Raw genomic sequence first — 14,604 nt, 5'->3', positions numbered from 1 at the left:
GGATGCCAATACCCGGGCCAGACATCGGCGGCCCTTGCAGCGGCCGCTGGCTGCCGACAAGCTATGCTCCATTCGCGACTCCATGTCTTAGGGAAGAAGGCCTACCCATATGCGCATTCTCGTTACCGGCGGTGCCGGCTTTATTGGATCGGCGCTGATTCGCCACCTGATCCGCAACACCGAACACGAGGTGCTCAACCTCGACAAGCTGACCTACGCAGGCAACCTGGAGTCGCTTTCGAGTATCGCCGCCGACACCCGCTACGAGTTCGTCCAGGCCGATATCGTCGACCAGGCCAGCGTCAGCGCCGTGCTCGAGCGTTTCCAGCCCCAGGCGATCATGCACCTGGCCGCCGAGTCCCACGTCGACCGCTCCATCGACGGTCCGTCGGACTTCATCCAGACCAACATCGTCGGCACCTACAGCCTGCTGGAAGCCGCCCGCGCCTACTGGCAGGCCCTGCCGCCGACGGAAAAAAGCACCTTCCGTTTCCACCACATTTCCACGGACGAGGTGTACGGCGACCTGCACGGCGTCGACGACCTGTTCACCGAAACCACGCCCTACGCCCCCAGCTCGCCCTACTCCGCCAGCAAGGCCGCGTCCGACCACCTGGTCCGCGCCTGGCAGCGTACCTACGGCCTGCCGGTACTGGTCACCAACTGCTCGAACAACTACGGGCCGTTCCACTTCCCGGAAAAACTCATCCCGCTGGTGATCCTCAACGCCCTGGCCGGAAAACCGCTGCCGGTGTACGGCAACGGCCTGCAAGTGCGCGACTGGCTGTTCGTCGAAGACCACGCCCGCGCCCTGCTCAAGGTGGTGACCGAAGGCGTGGTCGGCGAGACCTACAACATCGGCGGCCACAACGAACAGACAAACATCGACGTGGTGCGCGGCATCTGCCAACTGCTGGAAGAACTGGCGCCACGCAAGCCCGAAGGCGTGCAGCACTACGCCGACCTGATCACCTTCGTCCAGGACCGCCCCGGCCACGACCTGCGCTACGCCATCGACGCCGGCAAGATCGAGCGCGAACTGGGCTGGGTGCCGCAAGAAACCTTCGCCAGCGGCCTGCGCAAGACCGTGCAGTGGTACCTGGACAACCAGGAATGGTGCCAGCACGTGCAGGACGGCAGCTATCAAGGGCAACGCCTCGGCTTCACTGACTTCAAGGATCTGATCGCATGATGAAAGGTATCGTTCTGGCGGGTGGCTCGGGCACCCGCCTGCACCCGATCACCCTGGGTGTGTCCAAGCAACTGCTGCCGGTCTACGACAAACCGATGATCTATTACCCGATCTCGGTGCTGATGCTGGCCGGTATCAAGGACATCCTGCTGATCTCCACCCCCCAGGACCTGCCGCAGTACCGCAACCTGCTGGGCGACGGCAGCCAGTTCGGGGTGCGCTTCAGCTACGCCGAACAACCATCGCCGGACGGCCTGGCGCAGGCGTTCCTGATCGGCGAGGAATTCATTGGCGACGACCCTGTGTGCCTGATCCTCGGCGACAACATCTTCCACGGCCAGCATTTCACCGAGAAGCTGCAGAACGCCGCGGCGAAACCCTCCGGAGCGACGGTCTTCGGCTACTGGGTCAAGGACCCGCAGCGCTTTGGCGTGATCGACTTCGACGCACAGGGCAACGCCCTTTCGATCGAGGAAAAGCCTCTGCACCCCAAGTCCAGCTATGCCGTGACCGGGCTGTATTTCTACGACAACTCAGTGGTCGAGATCGCCAAGGCGGTCAAGCCTTCGGCACGCGGTGAACTGGAAATCACCGACGTCAACAATGCCTACCTGCAACGCGGCGACCTCAGTGTCGAACGTTTCGGCCGCGGCTTCGCCTGGCTCGACACCGGCACCCACGACAGCCTGCTGGAAGCCTCGCAGTACGTGCAGACCATCGAGCACCGCCAGGGCCTGAAAGTCGCCTGCCTCGAGGAAATCGCCTACAACCAGGGCTGGATCGACCGCGAGCATCTGCTCGAACACGCCAAGTATTTCGGCAAGACCGGCTACGGCCAATACCTCTACAGCCTGGCGGGAGAAACCCAATGAAGGTCCTGGCCACCGAACTGCCCGGCGTGCTGATCATCGAACCCAAGGTCTTTGGCGACGAACGCGGTTTTTTCTACGAGAGCTTCAATGCCAAGGCGTTCGAAGAAGCAACCGGCGTGCGCACCCAGTTCGTCCAGGACAACCATTCGCGCTCGCAAAAGGGCGTGCTGCGTGGCCTGCACTACCAGATCGAAAACACCCAGGGAAAACTGGTGCGGGTAGTCGCCGGCGAAGTGCTCGACGTGACGGTGGATATCCGTCGCAGCTCGCCGCACTTCGGTAAGTGGGTCGGGGTGCGGCTGTCCGCGGACAACCATCGCCAGCTGTGGGTACCGGAAGGCTTCGCCCATGGTTTCGTGGTGCTGAGCGAGTACGCCGAGTTCCTCTACAAGACCACCGACTACTACACCCCGGCGTCCGAACGCTGCATTCGCTGGGACGATCCGACCCTGGCCATCGACTGGCAACTCACAGGCCCGGCGCAGCTCTCGGCCAAGGATCAGGCCGGCAAATTGCTCAGCGAAGCCGAGCTGTTCCCATGAGTGGCCGCTTGAAGATCCTGATCAGCGGCCAGCACGGCCAGGTCTCCCAGGCCCTGCAACAGCGCCTGGGAAACCAGCATGAATTGATCGTGCCCGGGCGCGGCCTGCTCGACCTGACAAACCCGGACGCCATTCGCCAGCAAGTGCGCAGCCTGCGCCCGCAGTTGATCATCAACGCGGCCGCCCACACCGCCGTCGATCAGGCCCAGAGCGAGCCGGAGCTGGCCTTTGCGATCAATGCCAGCGCCCCCGGCGTGTTCGCCGAGGAAGCACGGGAACTGGGTATCCCACTGATTCACTACTCCACCGATTACGTCTTCGATGGCAGCAAGCAGGCCCCCTACACCGAAGACGATGAACCCAACCCGCTGAGCGTCTACGGCCAGAGCAAACTCGCCGGCGAACGGGCCATCGGCGCGGCCGGTGGTGAACACCTGATCCTGCGCACCAGTTGGGTGTATTCGAACACCGGCAAGAACTTCCTGCTGACCATGCAACGCCTGCTGCAGGAAAAACCGCACTTGCGCGTGGTCGCCGACCAGATCGGCGCGCCTACCTGGGCCGGCACCATCGCCGCCAGCACTGCCGCCCTGATCGAGCGCTGGCAGGCCGGCCAGCCAGGAGCCTGGGGGACCTACCACCTGACCGCTGCTGGCGAGACCTCCTGGTTCGGCTTCGCCCAAGCCATTGGCGAGCACCTGCTGGCCCAAGGCAAAGCCTGCGCGACCCTGGAGGCGATCCCCTCCAGCGCCTATCCGACACCCGCGCCACGGCCGCTGAACTCGCGCCTCGATTGCCGCCGCCTGGAGCGCGAGTGGGGCGTGCGCCAGCCTGAGTGGCGCAGCGCATTGCACGAGTGTCTTGCCGGGCAGGGCTAGGTTCTGTACGGAAAGTCGCCGAGCGGCGATCAGGCAAGGCAAAAACAGGCGAGGAAGCGGAGTGTAGGGGCCTACATGAGCATTCCGAGCCTGTTTTTAACGCGGCATGATCGTCGCGCAGGCAGTTTACGTATAGAACCTAGGCATAATGCGCCTGTACCCACAGGCGCATCGTCCCCATGACTCCACCTCTCCCCCGACGCCCCCGCTGGCGTAGCCTGGCTTTGCTGGCCCTGTGCCTGGCGCCGCTGCTGTGGCCGCTGGAGCACCTGGCCGAGCGTTATTACCGCAGCGAACTGGCGGGCCAGAACCGCCAGACCCTCGACCTCTACGTCGCCAACCTGCTGGGCACCCTGCACCGCTATGAGGTGCTGCCGCAGATTCTCGGCGAGCTGCCGGCGTTGCGTGCGGTCCTCGGTGCGCCGGATGACGGTGTGACCCAGGGCAACGCCAACCGCCTGCTGAAAAACATCAGCGCCCAGACCGGGGCCGAAGTGATGTACCTGATGGACACCTCCGGCAACACCCTGGCGGCATCCAACTGGGACAAGCACGACAGTTTCGTCGGCCGCAATTTCTCCTTCCGCCCCTATTTCAGCGAAGCCATGGCCGGGCGCCTGGGGCGTTTCTTCGGCCTGGGCACCACCTCGGCCAAGCGCGGTTATTTCTTCGCCGCCGCCGTGCGCAACGGCGAGAAAATCATCGGCGTGCTGGTGGTCAAGGTCGACCTGGACCACACCGAAAGTCTCTGGGGCAAGACCCCCGAGCAACTGGTGGTCACCGATCACAATGGCGTGGTGATCCTCACTTCGCGCGCGGAATGGCGTTTCCGCTCGACCCGCCCGCTGACTGAAGACGAAAGCCAGGCCATCGTCGCCATCCAGCCCTACCCGACCCGTGATCCACGGCCGTTGAACCTCGACTCCAACGCCTGGCTGACCCAGACCCGGCAGATCGACGAAACCGGCTGGAGCGTGAGCATCCTCGCCCCGCGCACCCTGATCGACCGCCCGGTACGCACGGTGGTGGCGGTGGGCGGCGCTACGCTGCTGGTCTTGATGCTGCTGCTCGGCTTGATGATGCAGCGTCGTCGCCACTACCTGGAACGCATCGCCTTCGAAGCCAAGGCCCGGCGCGAACTGGAAATGCGCGTGGCCGAACGCACCAGCGACCTGGAAGGCCTGAACCGCCGCCTCAGGCAGGAAGTGCTGGAGCGCGAACACGCCCAGCAGGAACTGGTGCGCGCCCAGGACGACCTGGTGCAGGCCGGCAAGCTCTCGGCCCTGGGCACCATGTCGGCGAGCATCAGCCATGAGCTCAACCAGCCGCTGGCGGCGATCCGCAGCTACGCGGAAAACGCCGAGGTGCTGCTGGACCACCAGCGCACCGAGGACGCCCGCGGCAACCTCAAGCTGATCAGCGAGCTGACCGGGCGCATGGCCTCGATCATCGCCCACCTGCGCGCCTTTGCCCGCCGCGACCGCCACGCGCCGGAAAGCGTCGCCCTGCAACCGGCGCTGGACGACGCCCTGGCGCTGCTGGCCAAGCGCCGACGGGCGATGGAAGTGGAGCTGATCCGCGACCTGCCGGCGGCCACCCTGTGGGTCGAGGCCGGGGAGACGCGGCTGCGCCAGGTGCTCGGCAACCTGCTGGCCAACGCCCTGGACGCGCTGACCGAAAAAGGCCCGCCGCGCAAACTCTGGCTGAGTGCCGAATCCACCGCCACGGGCGTCAATCTGTACATTCGCGACAACGGCCCGGGCTTCTGCATGGAGGCCCTGGGCCGCGCCGGCGAGCCTTTCTACACCACCAAGACCCGCACCCAGGGCCTTGGCCTGGGCCTGGCGATCTGCGACACCCTGATGCGCGCCTTTGGCGGTGAACTGTCGTTCTCCAACCACCGCGAAGGCGGCGCCCTGATTACCCTGCGGCTGCGCGCCGGCGCGCCGGGAGTGAGCCTGCAACCGTCCGAGGACCGCAGCGTATGAGTACACCGATCACCAGTGACGTGCAGGTGGTGTTGATCGACGACGATCCGCACCTGCGCCAGGCCCTGAGCCAGACCCTGGACCTGGCCGGGCTGAAGATCCTGCCGCTGGGCGAAGCCCAGGGCCTGGCCGCACGCCTGGAGCGCGACTGGCCGGGGGTAGTGGTCAGCGACATCCGCATGCCCGGCATGGACGGCCTCGAACTGCTCGGCGAACTGCACGGCCAGGACCCTGAGCTGCCGGTGCTGCTGATCACCGGCCACGGCGATGTGCCGCTGGCGGTGCAGGCGATGCGCGCCGGGGCCTATGACTTCCTGGAGAAGCCCTTCGCCAGCGATGCCCTGCTCGACAGCGTGCGCCGCGCCCTGGCCCTGCGCCGCCTGGTGCTGGACAACCGCAGCCTGCGCCTGGCCCTGAGCGATCGCCAGGAGCTCAGCGCGCGGCTGGTCGGGCTGTCGGCGCCAATGCTGCGTCTGCGCGAGCAGATCGGCGCCCTGGCGGCGACCAAGGCCGACGTGCTGATCCTCGGCGAGACCGGCGCCGGCAAGGAAGTGGTGGCGCGGGCGCTGCACGACCTGTCGAGCCGGCGCAACGGCCCGTTCGTGGCGATCAACGCCGGCGCCCTGGCCGAATCGGTGGTGGAAAGCGAACTGTTCGGCCACGAGCCGGGGGCCTTTACCGGCGCGCAGAAACGCCGCATCGGCAAGTTCGAATTCGCCAACGGCGGCACGCTGTTCCTCGATGAAATCGAAAGCATGAGCCTGGACGTGCAGGTCAAGCTGCTGCGCATGCTGCAGGAGAGGGTGGTGGAGCGCCTGGGCGGCAATCAACTGATCCCGCTGGACATCCGCATCATCGCCGCGACCAAGGAAGACCTGCGCCAGGCGGCCGACCAGGGGCGCTTTCGCGCCGACCTGTATTACCGCCTGAATGTCGCGCCACTGCGTATTCCTCCGTTGCGCGAGCGTGGCGAAGACGCCCTGCTGCTGTTCCAGCATTTCGCCGACGAGGCCAGCGCCCGCCACGGCCTGCCGCCCCACGAACTGCAACCGGGGCAGCGCGCCCTGCTGCTGCGCCACAGCTGGCCGGGCAACGTGCGCGAACTGCAGAACGCCGCCGAACGTTTCGCCCTCGGCCTGGAGCTGGCCCTGGACAACAGCGCGGCGGATGGCAGCCCACAACCGGCGCCGGCGGTGGTCGAGGGCGGCCTGAGCGAGCAGGTGGAGAACTTCGAAAAGAGCCTGATCGCCGCCGAACTGGCCCGCTCCCACAACTCACTGCGCAGCCTCGCCGAAGCCCTGGGTATTCCACGCAAGACCCTGCATGACAAACTGCGCAAACACGGCCTGAGCTTCGGCGACAGCGGCGCCAGTTCGGGCGGCGACGATAGCGAGTGAGCGATGCCGACTAATCTTGTTAATGCACCATTTCACCACCGAGGCCCTGCATGAACCGCGACAGTCGTCACCTGGAATCCATCCTCCATCACGACATTCCCCTGACGCGGAACATGGGCCTGAAAGTGCTCGACTGGCACGCACATGAGCTGCGCCTGCAACTGCCGCTGGAAGCCAACGTCAATCACAAGAGCACCATGTTCGGCGGCAGCCTGTATTGCGGCGCGGTGCTGGCCGGCTGGGGCTGGCTGCACCTGCGACTGAAAGAAGCGGGGATCGACGACGGGCACATCGTGATTCAGGAAGGGCAGATCAATTACCCGCTACCGGTGACCAGCGACGCCACGGCCATCTGCGCCGCGCCGAGCGAAGAGGTGTGGCACAGGTTCCTGACCATGTATGAGCGCTACGGCCGCGCGCGGCTGATTCTGCACACCCGGGTGGTGAATGCCGACAGCGATGAAGATGCGGTGCGTTTCACCGGGCAGTACGTGTTGCACCGCTGAACCTGTAGCCGCTGGCGCAGCCTGCGATCGGCTGCGCAGCAGTCGTAAACGGCCAGCGCGGTGTGTCAGACGGAATATCGCCAGTCGATCCACAGCCGCTTCGCGCGCAGGCTGCGCCAGCGGCTACAAGGATCAGCCGCGCGCCAGCTCCAGCAAGCGCCCACGCCATGCGGCCTTGGCCGGTAGCGCCAGGAAGAAGCCATTGAGCAGCGACTCCCGCGCCGGGTAGCAGAACGGCGCGCCACTCAAATCCAGCACCTCGCCTCCAGCGCCCTCCAGCACGCCTTGGGCCGCCGCGGTGTCCCACTGCGAGGTCGGCGCCAGTCGCGGATAACAATCCGCCGCGCCTTCGGCCAGCAGGCAGAACTTCAACGAGCTGCCGATGTTCGCCAGCTGCAACTCGCCCAGGGTCGCGCTCAACCCGGCCAGCAGACGCTCCTGCTCGGGGCTGGTATGCCGACGACTGGCGACCACGGTGAAGGCTTCGCCCGCCGTCAGGCTGTCACGCACGTGGATCGCCACCGGCGCCTGGCCCTTGTCCGCGCGCCAGGCCCCAAGGCCGGCGCCGCCGAAATAGCAGCGACCGCTGGTCGGCATCGATACCACGCCGAACACCACCCGGCCGTCCTCGATCAGGGCGATATTGACGGTGAACTCTTCGCTGCCGGAGATGAACTCCTTGGTGCCGTCCAGCGGGTCCACCAGCCACCAGCGCTGCCAGCCGGCACGCACGTCCCGGGGAATGTCGGCGTCTTCTTCGGAGAGCACCGGGATGCTCGGGTCCAGCGCGGTCAGGCCTTGCACGATCAGGTGGTGGGCCGCCAGGTCGGCGGCGGTCACCGGCGACTCGTCGGCCTTGCTGGTGACGGCGACGTTGGCACGCCAGAACGGCAGGATCGCTTCGCCCGCCTGCAAGGCCAGGTCGATCACCGGCGCCAGCAACGGATGGGGAAAATTCATCGATGGTTCACTCATGCTTGGAAGGCGCCGCGCTGGGTCAGCAGGTCGCGGGCCAGATACAGCGCGGCCAGGGCGCGGCCCTCGGTGAATTGCGGGTTCTGCGCCAGGCTCGACAGCTCGCGCAGGTTGATCTTGTCCACGCGCATCGGCTCGGGCTCGTCGCCCTCCAGCCGCTCCTCGTAGAGGTCGGTGGCCAGCACCACCTGGATCTTCTGGCTCATGTAGCCGGGGGACAACGACAGCTCGGTCAGGTGTTCCAGTTGCCGCGCGCCAAAACCGGCCTCCTCCTTGAGCTCACGCTCGGCGGCGGCCAGCACATCCTCGCCAGGCTCGATCAGGCCCTTGGGCAGGGACAGCTCATAGGCATCGGTGCCGCCGCAATATTCCTCGACCAACACCGCGTGATCGGCATCGAGCATCGCCACGATCATCACCGCGCCATAGCCCGCGCCCTTGCCCACCAGGCGCTCGTAGGTGCGCTCCACACCGTTGGAAAAGCGCAACTGCACCGCTTCGACGCAAAACAGACGGCTGGTGGCGACGATCTCGCGGGCGAGTACGGTGGGTTTCTGGCGCATAAAAGGCTCCTTGGCGTGAACGCGCTACTATAACGCGGCTTTCCCGATTGTTTGTGTCGGATATCTTTCTACCGTTCGAGACGTTTTCCATGCCTTCACTGCCCTGGCGCGACATCGATACCGTTCTGCTGGATATGGACGGTACCTTGCTGGACCTGCACTACGACAACCACTTCTGGATGGAGCACCTGCCCCAGCGCTATGCCGAGCTGCATGGCGTCAGCCGCGCCATGGCGGAAATGGAATTGCAGCCGCTGTTCGAGCGTAACGCCGGACAGTTGCAGTGGTATTGCCTGGACTTCTGGAGCGCCGAACTGAAATTGCCGGTGCGCGAACTGAAGCTGGAAACCGCCCACCTGATCGCCCTGCGCCCGGACGCCGATACCTTTCTCGCGGCGATCAGGCAGGCTGGCAAACGCGTGGTGCTGATCACCAATGCGCACCGCGATTCGTTGTCATTGAAGTTGGAAAAAGTCGAGCTGGCGCCCTATTTCGAACGCTTGATCAGCTCTCACGATTACGGCTTCGCCAAGGAGAACCCGCAGTTCTGGGATGCGTTGCAAGCGGATATCGGCTTCGATCCGGCACGTAGCCTGTTTATCGACGACACCCTGCCAATCCTGCGCAGCGCGCGGGATTTCGGCGTGGCTCATCTATTGGCGGTGAGTGAACCGGACAGCCGCAAGGGGCCGAAGGACACGGCGGAGTTTGCCGCGGTGGGGGATTATCGAGCATTGATCGAGGGGTTGTAGAGCAATCCTGTAGCCGCTGCCCCAGGCTGCGATCGACCGTGAAACGGTCGTAGCGATGTTGATCGCCAAAGGTCCTTCGGACCTTATCGCAGCCTTCGGCAGCGGCTACAGACCGAGCATTACTCGGGAATGCGCAGTACCTGGCCCGGATAGATCTTGTCCGGGTGCGACAGCAGCGGCTTGTTGGCCTCGAAGATCTTGTTGTACTTGTTGGCGTCGCCGTACACGGCCTTGGAAATGGCGCTGAGGGTGTCGCCTTTTTTCACGGTGACGAAACGCGCGGCAGCCGCCACAGGACCGGTGACGGTGATCTGATCGTCGACGCTGCCGACACCTTCGATGTTGCCCACGGCCAGCAGAATCTTTTCCTTCTCTTCCTGGCTGGCCACTTCACCGGTCACGATGACCTTGTCGCCTTCCACGGTAGCCTGGACGTTGGGGTTACCCAGGCCAACCTTGGCGATGTGCTCCTTCAGCTGTTCGCTCGCATTGGCGTTACCCGGCGTCAACAAATCAATAAGCTTTTCGCCCGCTTCTTTCACAAAGCTAAAAATACTCATGGTGCACACTCCTTGGGTTTAATAGGTCCAGACGCGAAAGACTAGACCAGCCTTGAGAGACGAGGTTCAAAATCGACCAATGACGCTGTGCACGGCAAGCACGCTAGAATCGCCTCCCCCCGCGCCCAGGAAGCGAAGATGGACATCAAGCAGCTGAAATTCCTCATCGCTCTCGACGAAACCCGCCACTTTGGCCAGGCCGCCGCGCGCTGCCACATCACCCAGCCGACCCTGTCCATGCGCCTGCGCAACCTCGAGGAAGAACTCGAGCTGTCGCTGGTCAACCGCGGCCAGCGTTTCGAGGGCTTCACCGCCCCCGGGGAACGGGTGCTGGCCTGGGCCCGCAGCGTGCTGGCCGCCTACGACGGGTTGCAGGCCGAGGCGGCCGCTTGTCGCGGCAATCTGGTCGGTACCCTGCGCCTGGGGGTGGTGCCGCTGTCGAGCTTCGACCCGCTGCCACTGATGCAGCGCCTGCACCAGGCTCACCCGAATGTGCGCTTCGAGTTGTCGGCGCTCAGTTCCGAGCAGATCCTCGAACAGCTGGCGAGCAATCGCCTGGATATCGGCGTTTCCTACCTGGAGCGCCTGGACAGCGAACGCTTCGAAGCCCTGGCCCTGGGCGAAACCCGCATGGGCCTGCTCTATGACCAACGCTTCTTCAGCTTCGGTGAGCAGCCCCTGAGCTGGGAGGCCGTGATCGAACTGCCGCTGGGCATGCTGACCAGCGGCATGCATTTTCGCCAGTCCATCGACCATAACTTCCACAGTCGTGGCCTCACCCCACAACCGCTGCTGCAGACCGATGCCGTGCATCAATTGCTGCAAGCCGTACATGGCGGCCTGTGCTGCGCGATCATGCCGCTGGACGGCGGCCTGGAAGCCCTCACCGAGCACCTGCGCCTGCAGCCCATAGCAGACGCCAACACCCTGGCGCACCTGGGCCTGATCATGCGCCGCAGCGCACCGCGCTCGGCCCTGGCCGAGGCATGCTTCGCCCTGCAGCAGAAATCACCGAGCGAGTCTTGATCGACGCCATCTATCGGCACATCAGTACTAGCAATTAGACGCGACACTTTGACGCGCTTAGTCTTAGGGCTGGATATTCCGCCGGTGATGCCCCATGAAACCCCAGCGCCCGGCTTGCGCGACGCCTTCTGCGAAAACGCCCGCGCCCGCCGCCAGTCAGAACTACCGCTACAGCAACCTCGACCACACGGAATCGGCCAGCACCGCGCTCGCCGAGGAAGTCGCGCTGGCGATCGCCTATAACGGCATCAGCCAGGCCGTGATGCTGGTCACCCCCAGCGACCTGGAAGACTTCATCGTCGGCTTCAGCCTCGGCAGCGGCATCATCGGCGACGCCTCGGACATCTACGACCTGCAACTGAGCGGCAGCGGTTCGGCCCAGTACGCCCAGGTGCAGATCTCCAGCCGCGCCTTCTGGAACCTCAAGCAGCAACGCCGGCAACTGGCGGGTACCAGCGGGTGCGGCCTGTGCGGCGTGGAAGCCGTGGAACAGGCCCTGCCGGACCTCAAGGTGCTGCCCGGCGCGCCGTTGCCGCCCGCCCAGTGGCTCGATGGCCTGCGCCAGCGCATCAGCGCCTTCCAGCCCCTGGGCCAGCACTCCGGCGCGGTGCATGCGGCGGTGTTCATGAACGCCCAGGGCGAGCTGCTGCTGGGGCGCGAAGATATCGGCCGGCACAACGCCCTGGACAAGCTGATTGGCGCGTTGATCCGCCAGAACATAACCACTGCCGGCGGCGTGGCCATCGTCACCAGCCGGTGCAGCCTGGAACTGATCCAGAAAGTCCTGCGTGCCGGCATCCAGACCCTGGTCAGTCTGTCGGCGCCCACCGGCCTGGCCCTGCAATGGGCACGCCGGCACAACCTCAATCTCATTCACCTGCCGCAAAAAAGTGCGCCACGGGTCTATAGCCCTGCGATGGAGAAACAAGCGTGACCACTCATCACCAAGCCGACCAGACACCTACCCCGCGCTACAAGCCCTACAAAGGCCCGGCCGGCGGCTGGGGCGCGCTCATCAGCGTCGCCCAGGCCTGGCTGACGAGTGACAACGCCCTGAAAAACCTGCGCATGATGCTCAAGACCAACCAGAACGGCGGTTTCGACTGCCCGGGCTGCGCCTGGGGCGACTCGCCGGAAAGCGGCATGGTCAAGTTCTGCGAGAACGGCGCCAAGGCGGTGAACTGGGAGGCCACCAAACGCCGCGTGGACGGCAAGTTCTTCGCCAAGCACAGCGTTAGCTCGCTGCTGGAACAGAGCGACTACTGGCTCGAATACCAGGGCCGCCTGACCGAGCCCCTGAGCTACGACGCCGAAACCGACCGCTACAAGCCCATCAGTTGGGAAGCCGCCTTCGCCCTGATCGGCAAGCACCTGCGGGCACTGCCCAGCCCGGACATGGCCGAGTTCTACACCTCGGGCCGCGCCAGCAACGAAGCGGCGTACCTGTACCAGTTGTTCGTGCGCGCCTATGGCACCAACAACTTCCCCGACTGCTCGAACATGTGCCACGAAGCCAGCGGCGTGGCCCTGGCGCAAAGCGTCGGCGTCGGCAAAGGCACCGTGACCTTCGACGACTTCGAACATGCCGATGCGATTTTCGTCTGGGGCCAGAACCCCGGCACCAACCACCCTCGGATGCTCGAGCCGCTGCGCGAAGCAGTGAAACGCGGGGCCCAGGTGGTGTGCATCAACCCGCTGAAAGAACGCGGCCTGGAACGCTTCCAGCATCCGCAGCACCCGATCGAAATGCTCACCAATGGCAACAAGCCGACCAACACCGCCTACTTCCGCCCGGCCCTGGGCGGCGACATGGCGGTGGTGCGCGGCATGGCCAAGTTCCTCCTGCAATGGGAACGCGACGCCCAGAAGACTGGCGCGCCGGCGGTGTTCGATCACGACTTCCTCAACGAACACACCGCCGCCGTGCTGGATTACCTGAGCGTCATCGACGACACCCCATGGGACGACATCGTCGAGCAGTCCGGCCTGACCCTGGTGGAGATCGAGCGCGCGGCGCGCATGTACGCCAAGGGCAAGAACGTGATCATGTGCTGGGCCATGGGCATCACCCAGCATCGCCACTCGGTGCCGACCATCCAGGAAATCGCCAACCTGATGCTGCTGCGCGGCAACATCGGCCGTCCGGGCGCCGGCCTGTGCCCGGTGCGCGGCCACAGCAACGTGCAGGGCGACCGCACCATGGGCATCAACGAACAGCCGCCGGTGGCCTTCCTCGACGCCCTGGAGCGGCGCTTCCAGTTCAAGGTGCCGCGCGAGAACGGCCATAACGTGGTCGAGGCGATCCACGCCATGCTCGAAGGCCGTTCGACAGTCTTCATCGGCCTGGGCGGCAACTTCGCCCAGGCTACCCCGGACAGCCCGCGGACCTTCCAGGCCCTGCGCAACTGCGATCTGACCGTGCAGATCAGCACCAAGCTCAACCGCAGCCACCTGGCCCATGGCAAGGAAGCGCTGATCCTGCCGTGCCTGGGCCGCACCGACATCGACCTGCAGAGCGAAGGCGCGCAAGCGGTGACCGTGGAAGACTCCTTCAGCATGGTCCACGCCTCCAACGGCCAGTTGCAACCGCTGTCGCCACAGATGCGCTCAGAACCGTCGATCCTCGCCGGCATCGCCGCCGCTACCCTGGGCAGCCACCCGGTGGACTGGAACTGGCTGGTGGCCGACTACAGCCGTATCCGCGACCTGATCGCCGACACCATTCCCGGCTTCAAGGACTTCAACCAGCGGGTAAAAAACCCTGGTGGCTTCTACCTCGGCAACTCGGCCGGCGCGCGGCGCTGGAACACCCCGTCGGGCCGCGCCAATTTCCTCCCGAACCTGCTGCCAAAGGATCTGGTGCACGAACGCACCCGCGCCACCGGGCAGCTGCCGGACCTGATCATGCAGTCGATGCGCTCCCACGATCAGTACAACACCACTATCTACGGCCTGGACGACCGCTACCGTGGCGTGAAGGGCCAGCGCGACGTGCTGTTCGTCAACGAAGCCGACATCATCCGCCTGGGCTTCAAGCCGGGGCAGAAAGCCGACATCGTGTCGTTGTGGGATGACGGCCGCGAGCGTCGGGTCAAGGGTTTCACCCTGCTGGCCTTCGATATTCCGGCTGGGCAGGCCGCGGCCTATTACCCCGAGGTGAACCCGCTGGTGCCGCTGGAAAGTATCGGGGACGGCAGCTACACCCCGACCTCGAAGTTCGTCGCGATCCGCCTGGAAGCGGCCAGCGACAGCGGCTTGATCATGGCCCGGTCGGCCTGATCGACGAAATCGCTGGCCCTGTAGCCGCTGCCGCAGGCTGCGATAAGGCGCGCAGCGCCTTCCAGGGCCCTCAA

Annotated in this window: 14 protein-coding genes; 11 read left to right on the top strand and 3 right to left on the bottom strand. The window is 65.1% G+C overall.

Going from position 1 to position 14,604, the window contains the following annotated elements; translation table 11 throughout:
* The first annotated feature begins 109 nt into the window (after positions 1-109).
* The 7 genes from rfbB (at position 110) to CRO75_RS00955 (ending at position 7,375) form a co-directional block, all read left to right on the top strand.
* A complete protein-coding gene (gene rfbB / locus CRO75_RS00985) occupies positions 110-1,192 on the top strand; it encodes a dTDP-glucose 4,6-dehydratase (protein ID WP_097134182.1) in 1,083 nt (360 codons plus the stop codon).
* A complete protein-coding gene (gene rfbA, locus CRO75_RS00980) occupies positions 1,189-2,064 on the top strand; it encodes a glucose-1-phosphate thymidylyltransferase RfbA (protein WP_092418937.1) in 876 nt (291 codons plus the stop codon). The genes rfbB and rfbA overlap by 4 nt, the downstream gene beginning before the upstream one ends.
* Positions 2,061-2,606, top strand: a complete 546-nt coding sequence (gene rfbC, locus CRO75_RS00975; protein ID WP_009041723.1) for a dTDP-4-dehydrorhamnose 3,5-epimerase — start codon at positions 2,061-2,063, stop codon at positions 2,604-2,606. The genes rfbA and rfbC overlap by 4 nt, the downstream gene beginning before the upstream one ends.
* Positions 2,603-3,484, top strand: coding sequence for a dTDP-4-dehydrorhamnose reductase (gene rfbD / locus CRO75_RS00970; RefSeq protein WP_097134181.1), 882 nt, complete (start codon positions 2,603-2,605; stop codon positions 3,482-3,484). Before rfbC ends, rfbD begins: the two co-directional genes overlap by 4 nt.
* A 179-nt stretch (positions 3,485-3,663) precedes the next feature.
* Positions 3,664-5,472, top strand: coding sequence for an ATP-binding protein (locus tag CRO75_RS00965; protein WP_009041721.1), 1,809 nt, complete (start codon positions 3,664-3,666; stop codon positions 5,470-5,472).
* Positions 5,469-6,869, top strand: a complete 1,401-nt coding sequence (locus tag CRO75_RS00960) for a sigma-54 dependent transcriptional regulator (RefSeq protein ID WP_097134180.1) — start codon at positions 5,469-5,471, stop codon at positions 6,867-6,869. Before CRO75_RS00965 ends, CRO75_RS00960 begins: the two co-directional genes overlap by 4 nt.
* A 50-nt stretch (positions 6,870-6,919) precedes the next feature.
* Positions 6,920-7,375 carry a YiiD C-terminal domain-containing protein gene (locus CRO75_RS00955; protein WP_097134179.1) on the top strand — a complete coding sequence of 152 codons (456 nt, stop codon included), beginning with the start codon at positions 6,920-6,922 and terminating at the stop codon, positions 7,373-7,375.
* A 132-nt stretch (positions 7,376-7,507) separates the two neighbouring features.
* Here CRO75_RS00955 and cysQ read toward each other — a convergent pair whose 3' ends face one another.
* Positions 7,508-8,335 (bottom strand): 3'(2'),5'-bisphosphate nucleotidase CysQ, encoded by an 828-nt coding sequence (cysQ, locus tag CRO75_RS00950; protein ID WP_085533404.1) that lies wholly within the window; start codon positions 8,333-8,335, stop codon positions 7,508-7,510.
* Between the two features lie 11 nt (positions 8,336-8,346).
* Positions 8,347-8,913 carry an ADP compounds hydrolase NudE gene (nudE, locus tag CRO75_RS00945; protein ID WP_007931715.1) on the bottom strand — a complete coding sequence of 189 codons (567 nt, stop codon included), beginning with the start codon at positions 8,911-8,913 and terminating at the stop codon, positions 8,347-8,349.
* 89 nt (positions 8,914-9,002) lie between these two features.
* Here nudE and yrfG point away from each other — a divergent pair, with 89 nt between their 5' ends.
* Complete coding sequence (gene yrfG, locus CRO75_RS00940; RefSeq protein WP_062823985.1) at positions 9,003-9,665, top strand: GMP/IMP nucleotidase; 663 nt, start codon at positions 9,003-9,005, stop codon at positions 9,663-9,665.
* Between the two features lie 119 nt (positions 9,666-9,784).
* On the opposite strand, the gene lysM is transcribed toward yrfG, so the two are convergent.
* Positions 9,785-10,225, bottom strand: a complete 441-nt coding sequence (lysM, locus tag CRO75_RS00935; RefSeq protein WP_009046477.1) for a peptidoglycan-binding protein LysM — start codon at positions 10,223-10,225, stop codon at positions 9,785-9,787.
* 138 nt (positions 10,226-10,363) lie between these two features.
* On the opposite strand from lysM, the gene CRO75_RS00930 reads away from it, so the two are divergent.
* The 3 genes from CRO75_RS00930 (at position 10,364) to CRO75_RS00920 (ending at position 14,530) form a co-directional block, all read left to right on the top strand.
* Positions 10,364-11,251: a LysR substrate-binding domain-containing protein gene (locus CRO75_RS00930; RefSeq protein WP_062823986.1), complete on the top strand. Its 888-nt coding sequence runs from the start codon at positions 10,364-10,366 to the stop codon at positions 11,249-11,251.
* 94 nt (positions 11,252-11,345) lie between these two features.
* Positions 11,346-12,185 carry a formate dehydrogenase accessory sulfurtransferase FdhD gene (gene fdhD, locus CRO75_RS00925; protein ID WP_097134178.1) on the top strand — a complete coding sequence of 280 codons (840 nt, stop codon included), beginning with the start codon at positions 11,346-11,348 and terminating at the stop codon, positions 12,183-12,185.
* Positions 12,182-14,530, top strand: coding sequence for an FdhF/YdeP family oxidoreductase (locus CRO75_RS00920; protein WP_097134177.1), 2,349 nt, complete (start codon positions 12,182-12,184; stop codon positions 14,528-14,530). Before fdhD ends, CRO75_RS00920 begins: the two co-directional genes overlap by 4 nt.
* Positions 14,531-14,604: the final 74 nt, after the last annotated feature.

It is taken from the genome of Pseudomonas sp. LAMO17WK12:I10, from assembly GCF_900215185.1.
Classification (GTDB): Bacteria; Pseudomonadota; Gammaproteobacteria; order Pseudomonadales; family Pseudomonadaceae; genus Aquipseudomonas; species Aquipseudomonas chlororaphis.
This window is presented reverse-complemented; position numbering and strand designations above follow the sequence as displayed.

What these genes read in the sequence shown, in the direction of transcription:
- rfbB (WP_097134182.1), top strand. Translation starts at nt 110, where the DNA reads ATGCGCATTCTCGTTACCGGCGGTGCCGGCTTTATTGGATCGGCGCTG.
- rfbA (WP_092418937.1), top strand. Translation starts at nt 1,189, where the DNA reads ATGATGAAAGGTATCGTTCTGGCGGGTGGCTCGGGCACCCGCCTGCAC.
- rfbC (WP_009041723.1), top strand. Translation starts at nt 2,061, where the DNA reads ATGAAGGTCCTGGCCACCGAACTGCCCGGCGTGCTGATCATCGAACCC.
- rfbD (WP_097134181.1), top strand. Translation starts at nt 2,603, where the DNA reads ATGAGTGGCCGCTTGAAGATCCTGATCAGCGGCCAGCACGGCCAGGTC.
- CRO75_RS00965 (WP_009041721.1), top strand. Translation starts at nt 3,664, where the DNA reads ATGACTCCACCTCTCCCCCGACGCCCCCGCTGGCGTAGCCTGGCTTTG.
- CRO75_RS00960 (WP_097134180.1), top strand. Translation starts at nt 5,469, where the DNA reads ATGAGTACACCGATCACCAGTGACGTGCAGGTGGTGTTGATCGACGAC.
- CRO75_RS00955 (WP_097134179.1), top strand. Translation starts at nt 6,920, where the DNA reads ATGAACCGCGACAGTCGTCACCTGGAATCCATCCTCCATCACGACATT.
- cysQ (WP_085533404.1), bottom strand. Translation starts at nt 8,335, where the DNA reads ATGAATTTTCCCCATCCGTTGCTGGCGCCGGTGATCGACCTGGCCTTG.
- nudE (WP_007931715.1), bottom strand. Translation starts at nt 8,913, where the DNA reads ATGCGCCAGAAACCCACCGTACTCGCCCGCGAGATCGTCGCCACCAGC.
- yrfG (WP_062823985.1), top strand. Translation starts at nt 9,003, where the DNA reads ATGCCTTCACTGCCCTGGCGCGACATCGATACCGTTCTGCTGGATATG.
- lysM (WP_009046477.1), bottom strand. Translation starts at nt 10,225, where the DNA reads ATGAGTATTTTTAGCTTTGTGAAAGAAGCGGGCGAAAAGCTTATTGAT.
- CRO75_RS00930 (WP_062823986.1), top strand. Translation starts at nt 10,364, where the DNA reads ATGGACATCAAGCAGCTGAAATTCCTCATCGCTCTCGACGAAACCCGC.
- fdhD (WP_097134178.1), top strand. Translation starts at nt 11,346, where the DNA reads ATGAAACCCCAGCGCCCGGCTTGCGCGACGCCTTCTGCGAAAACGCCC.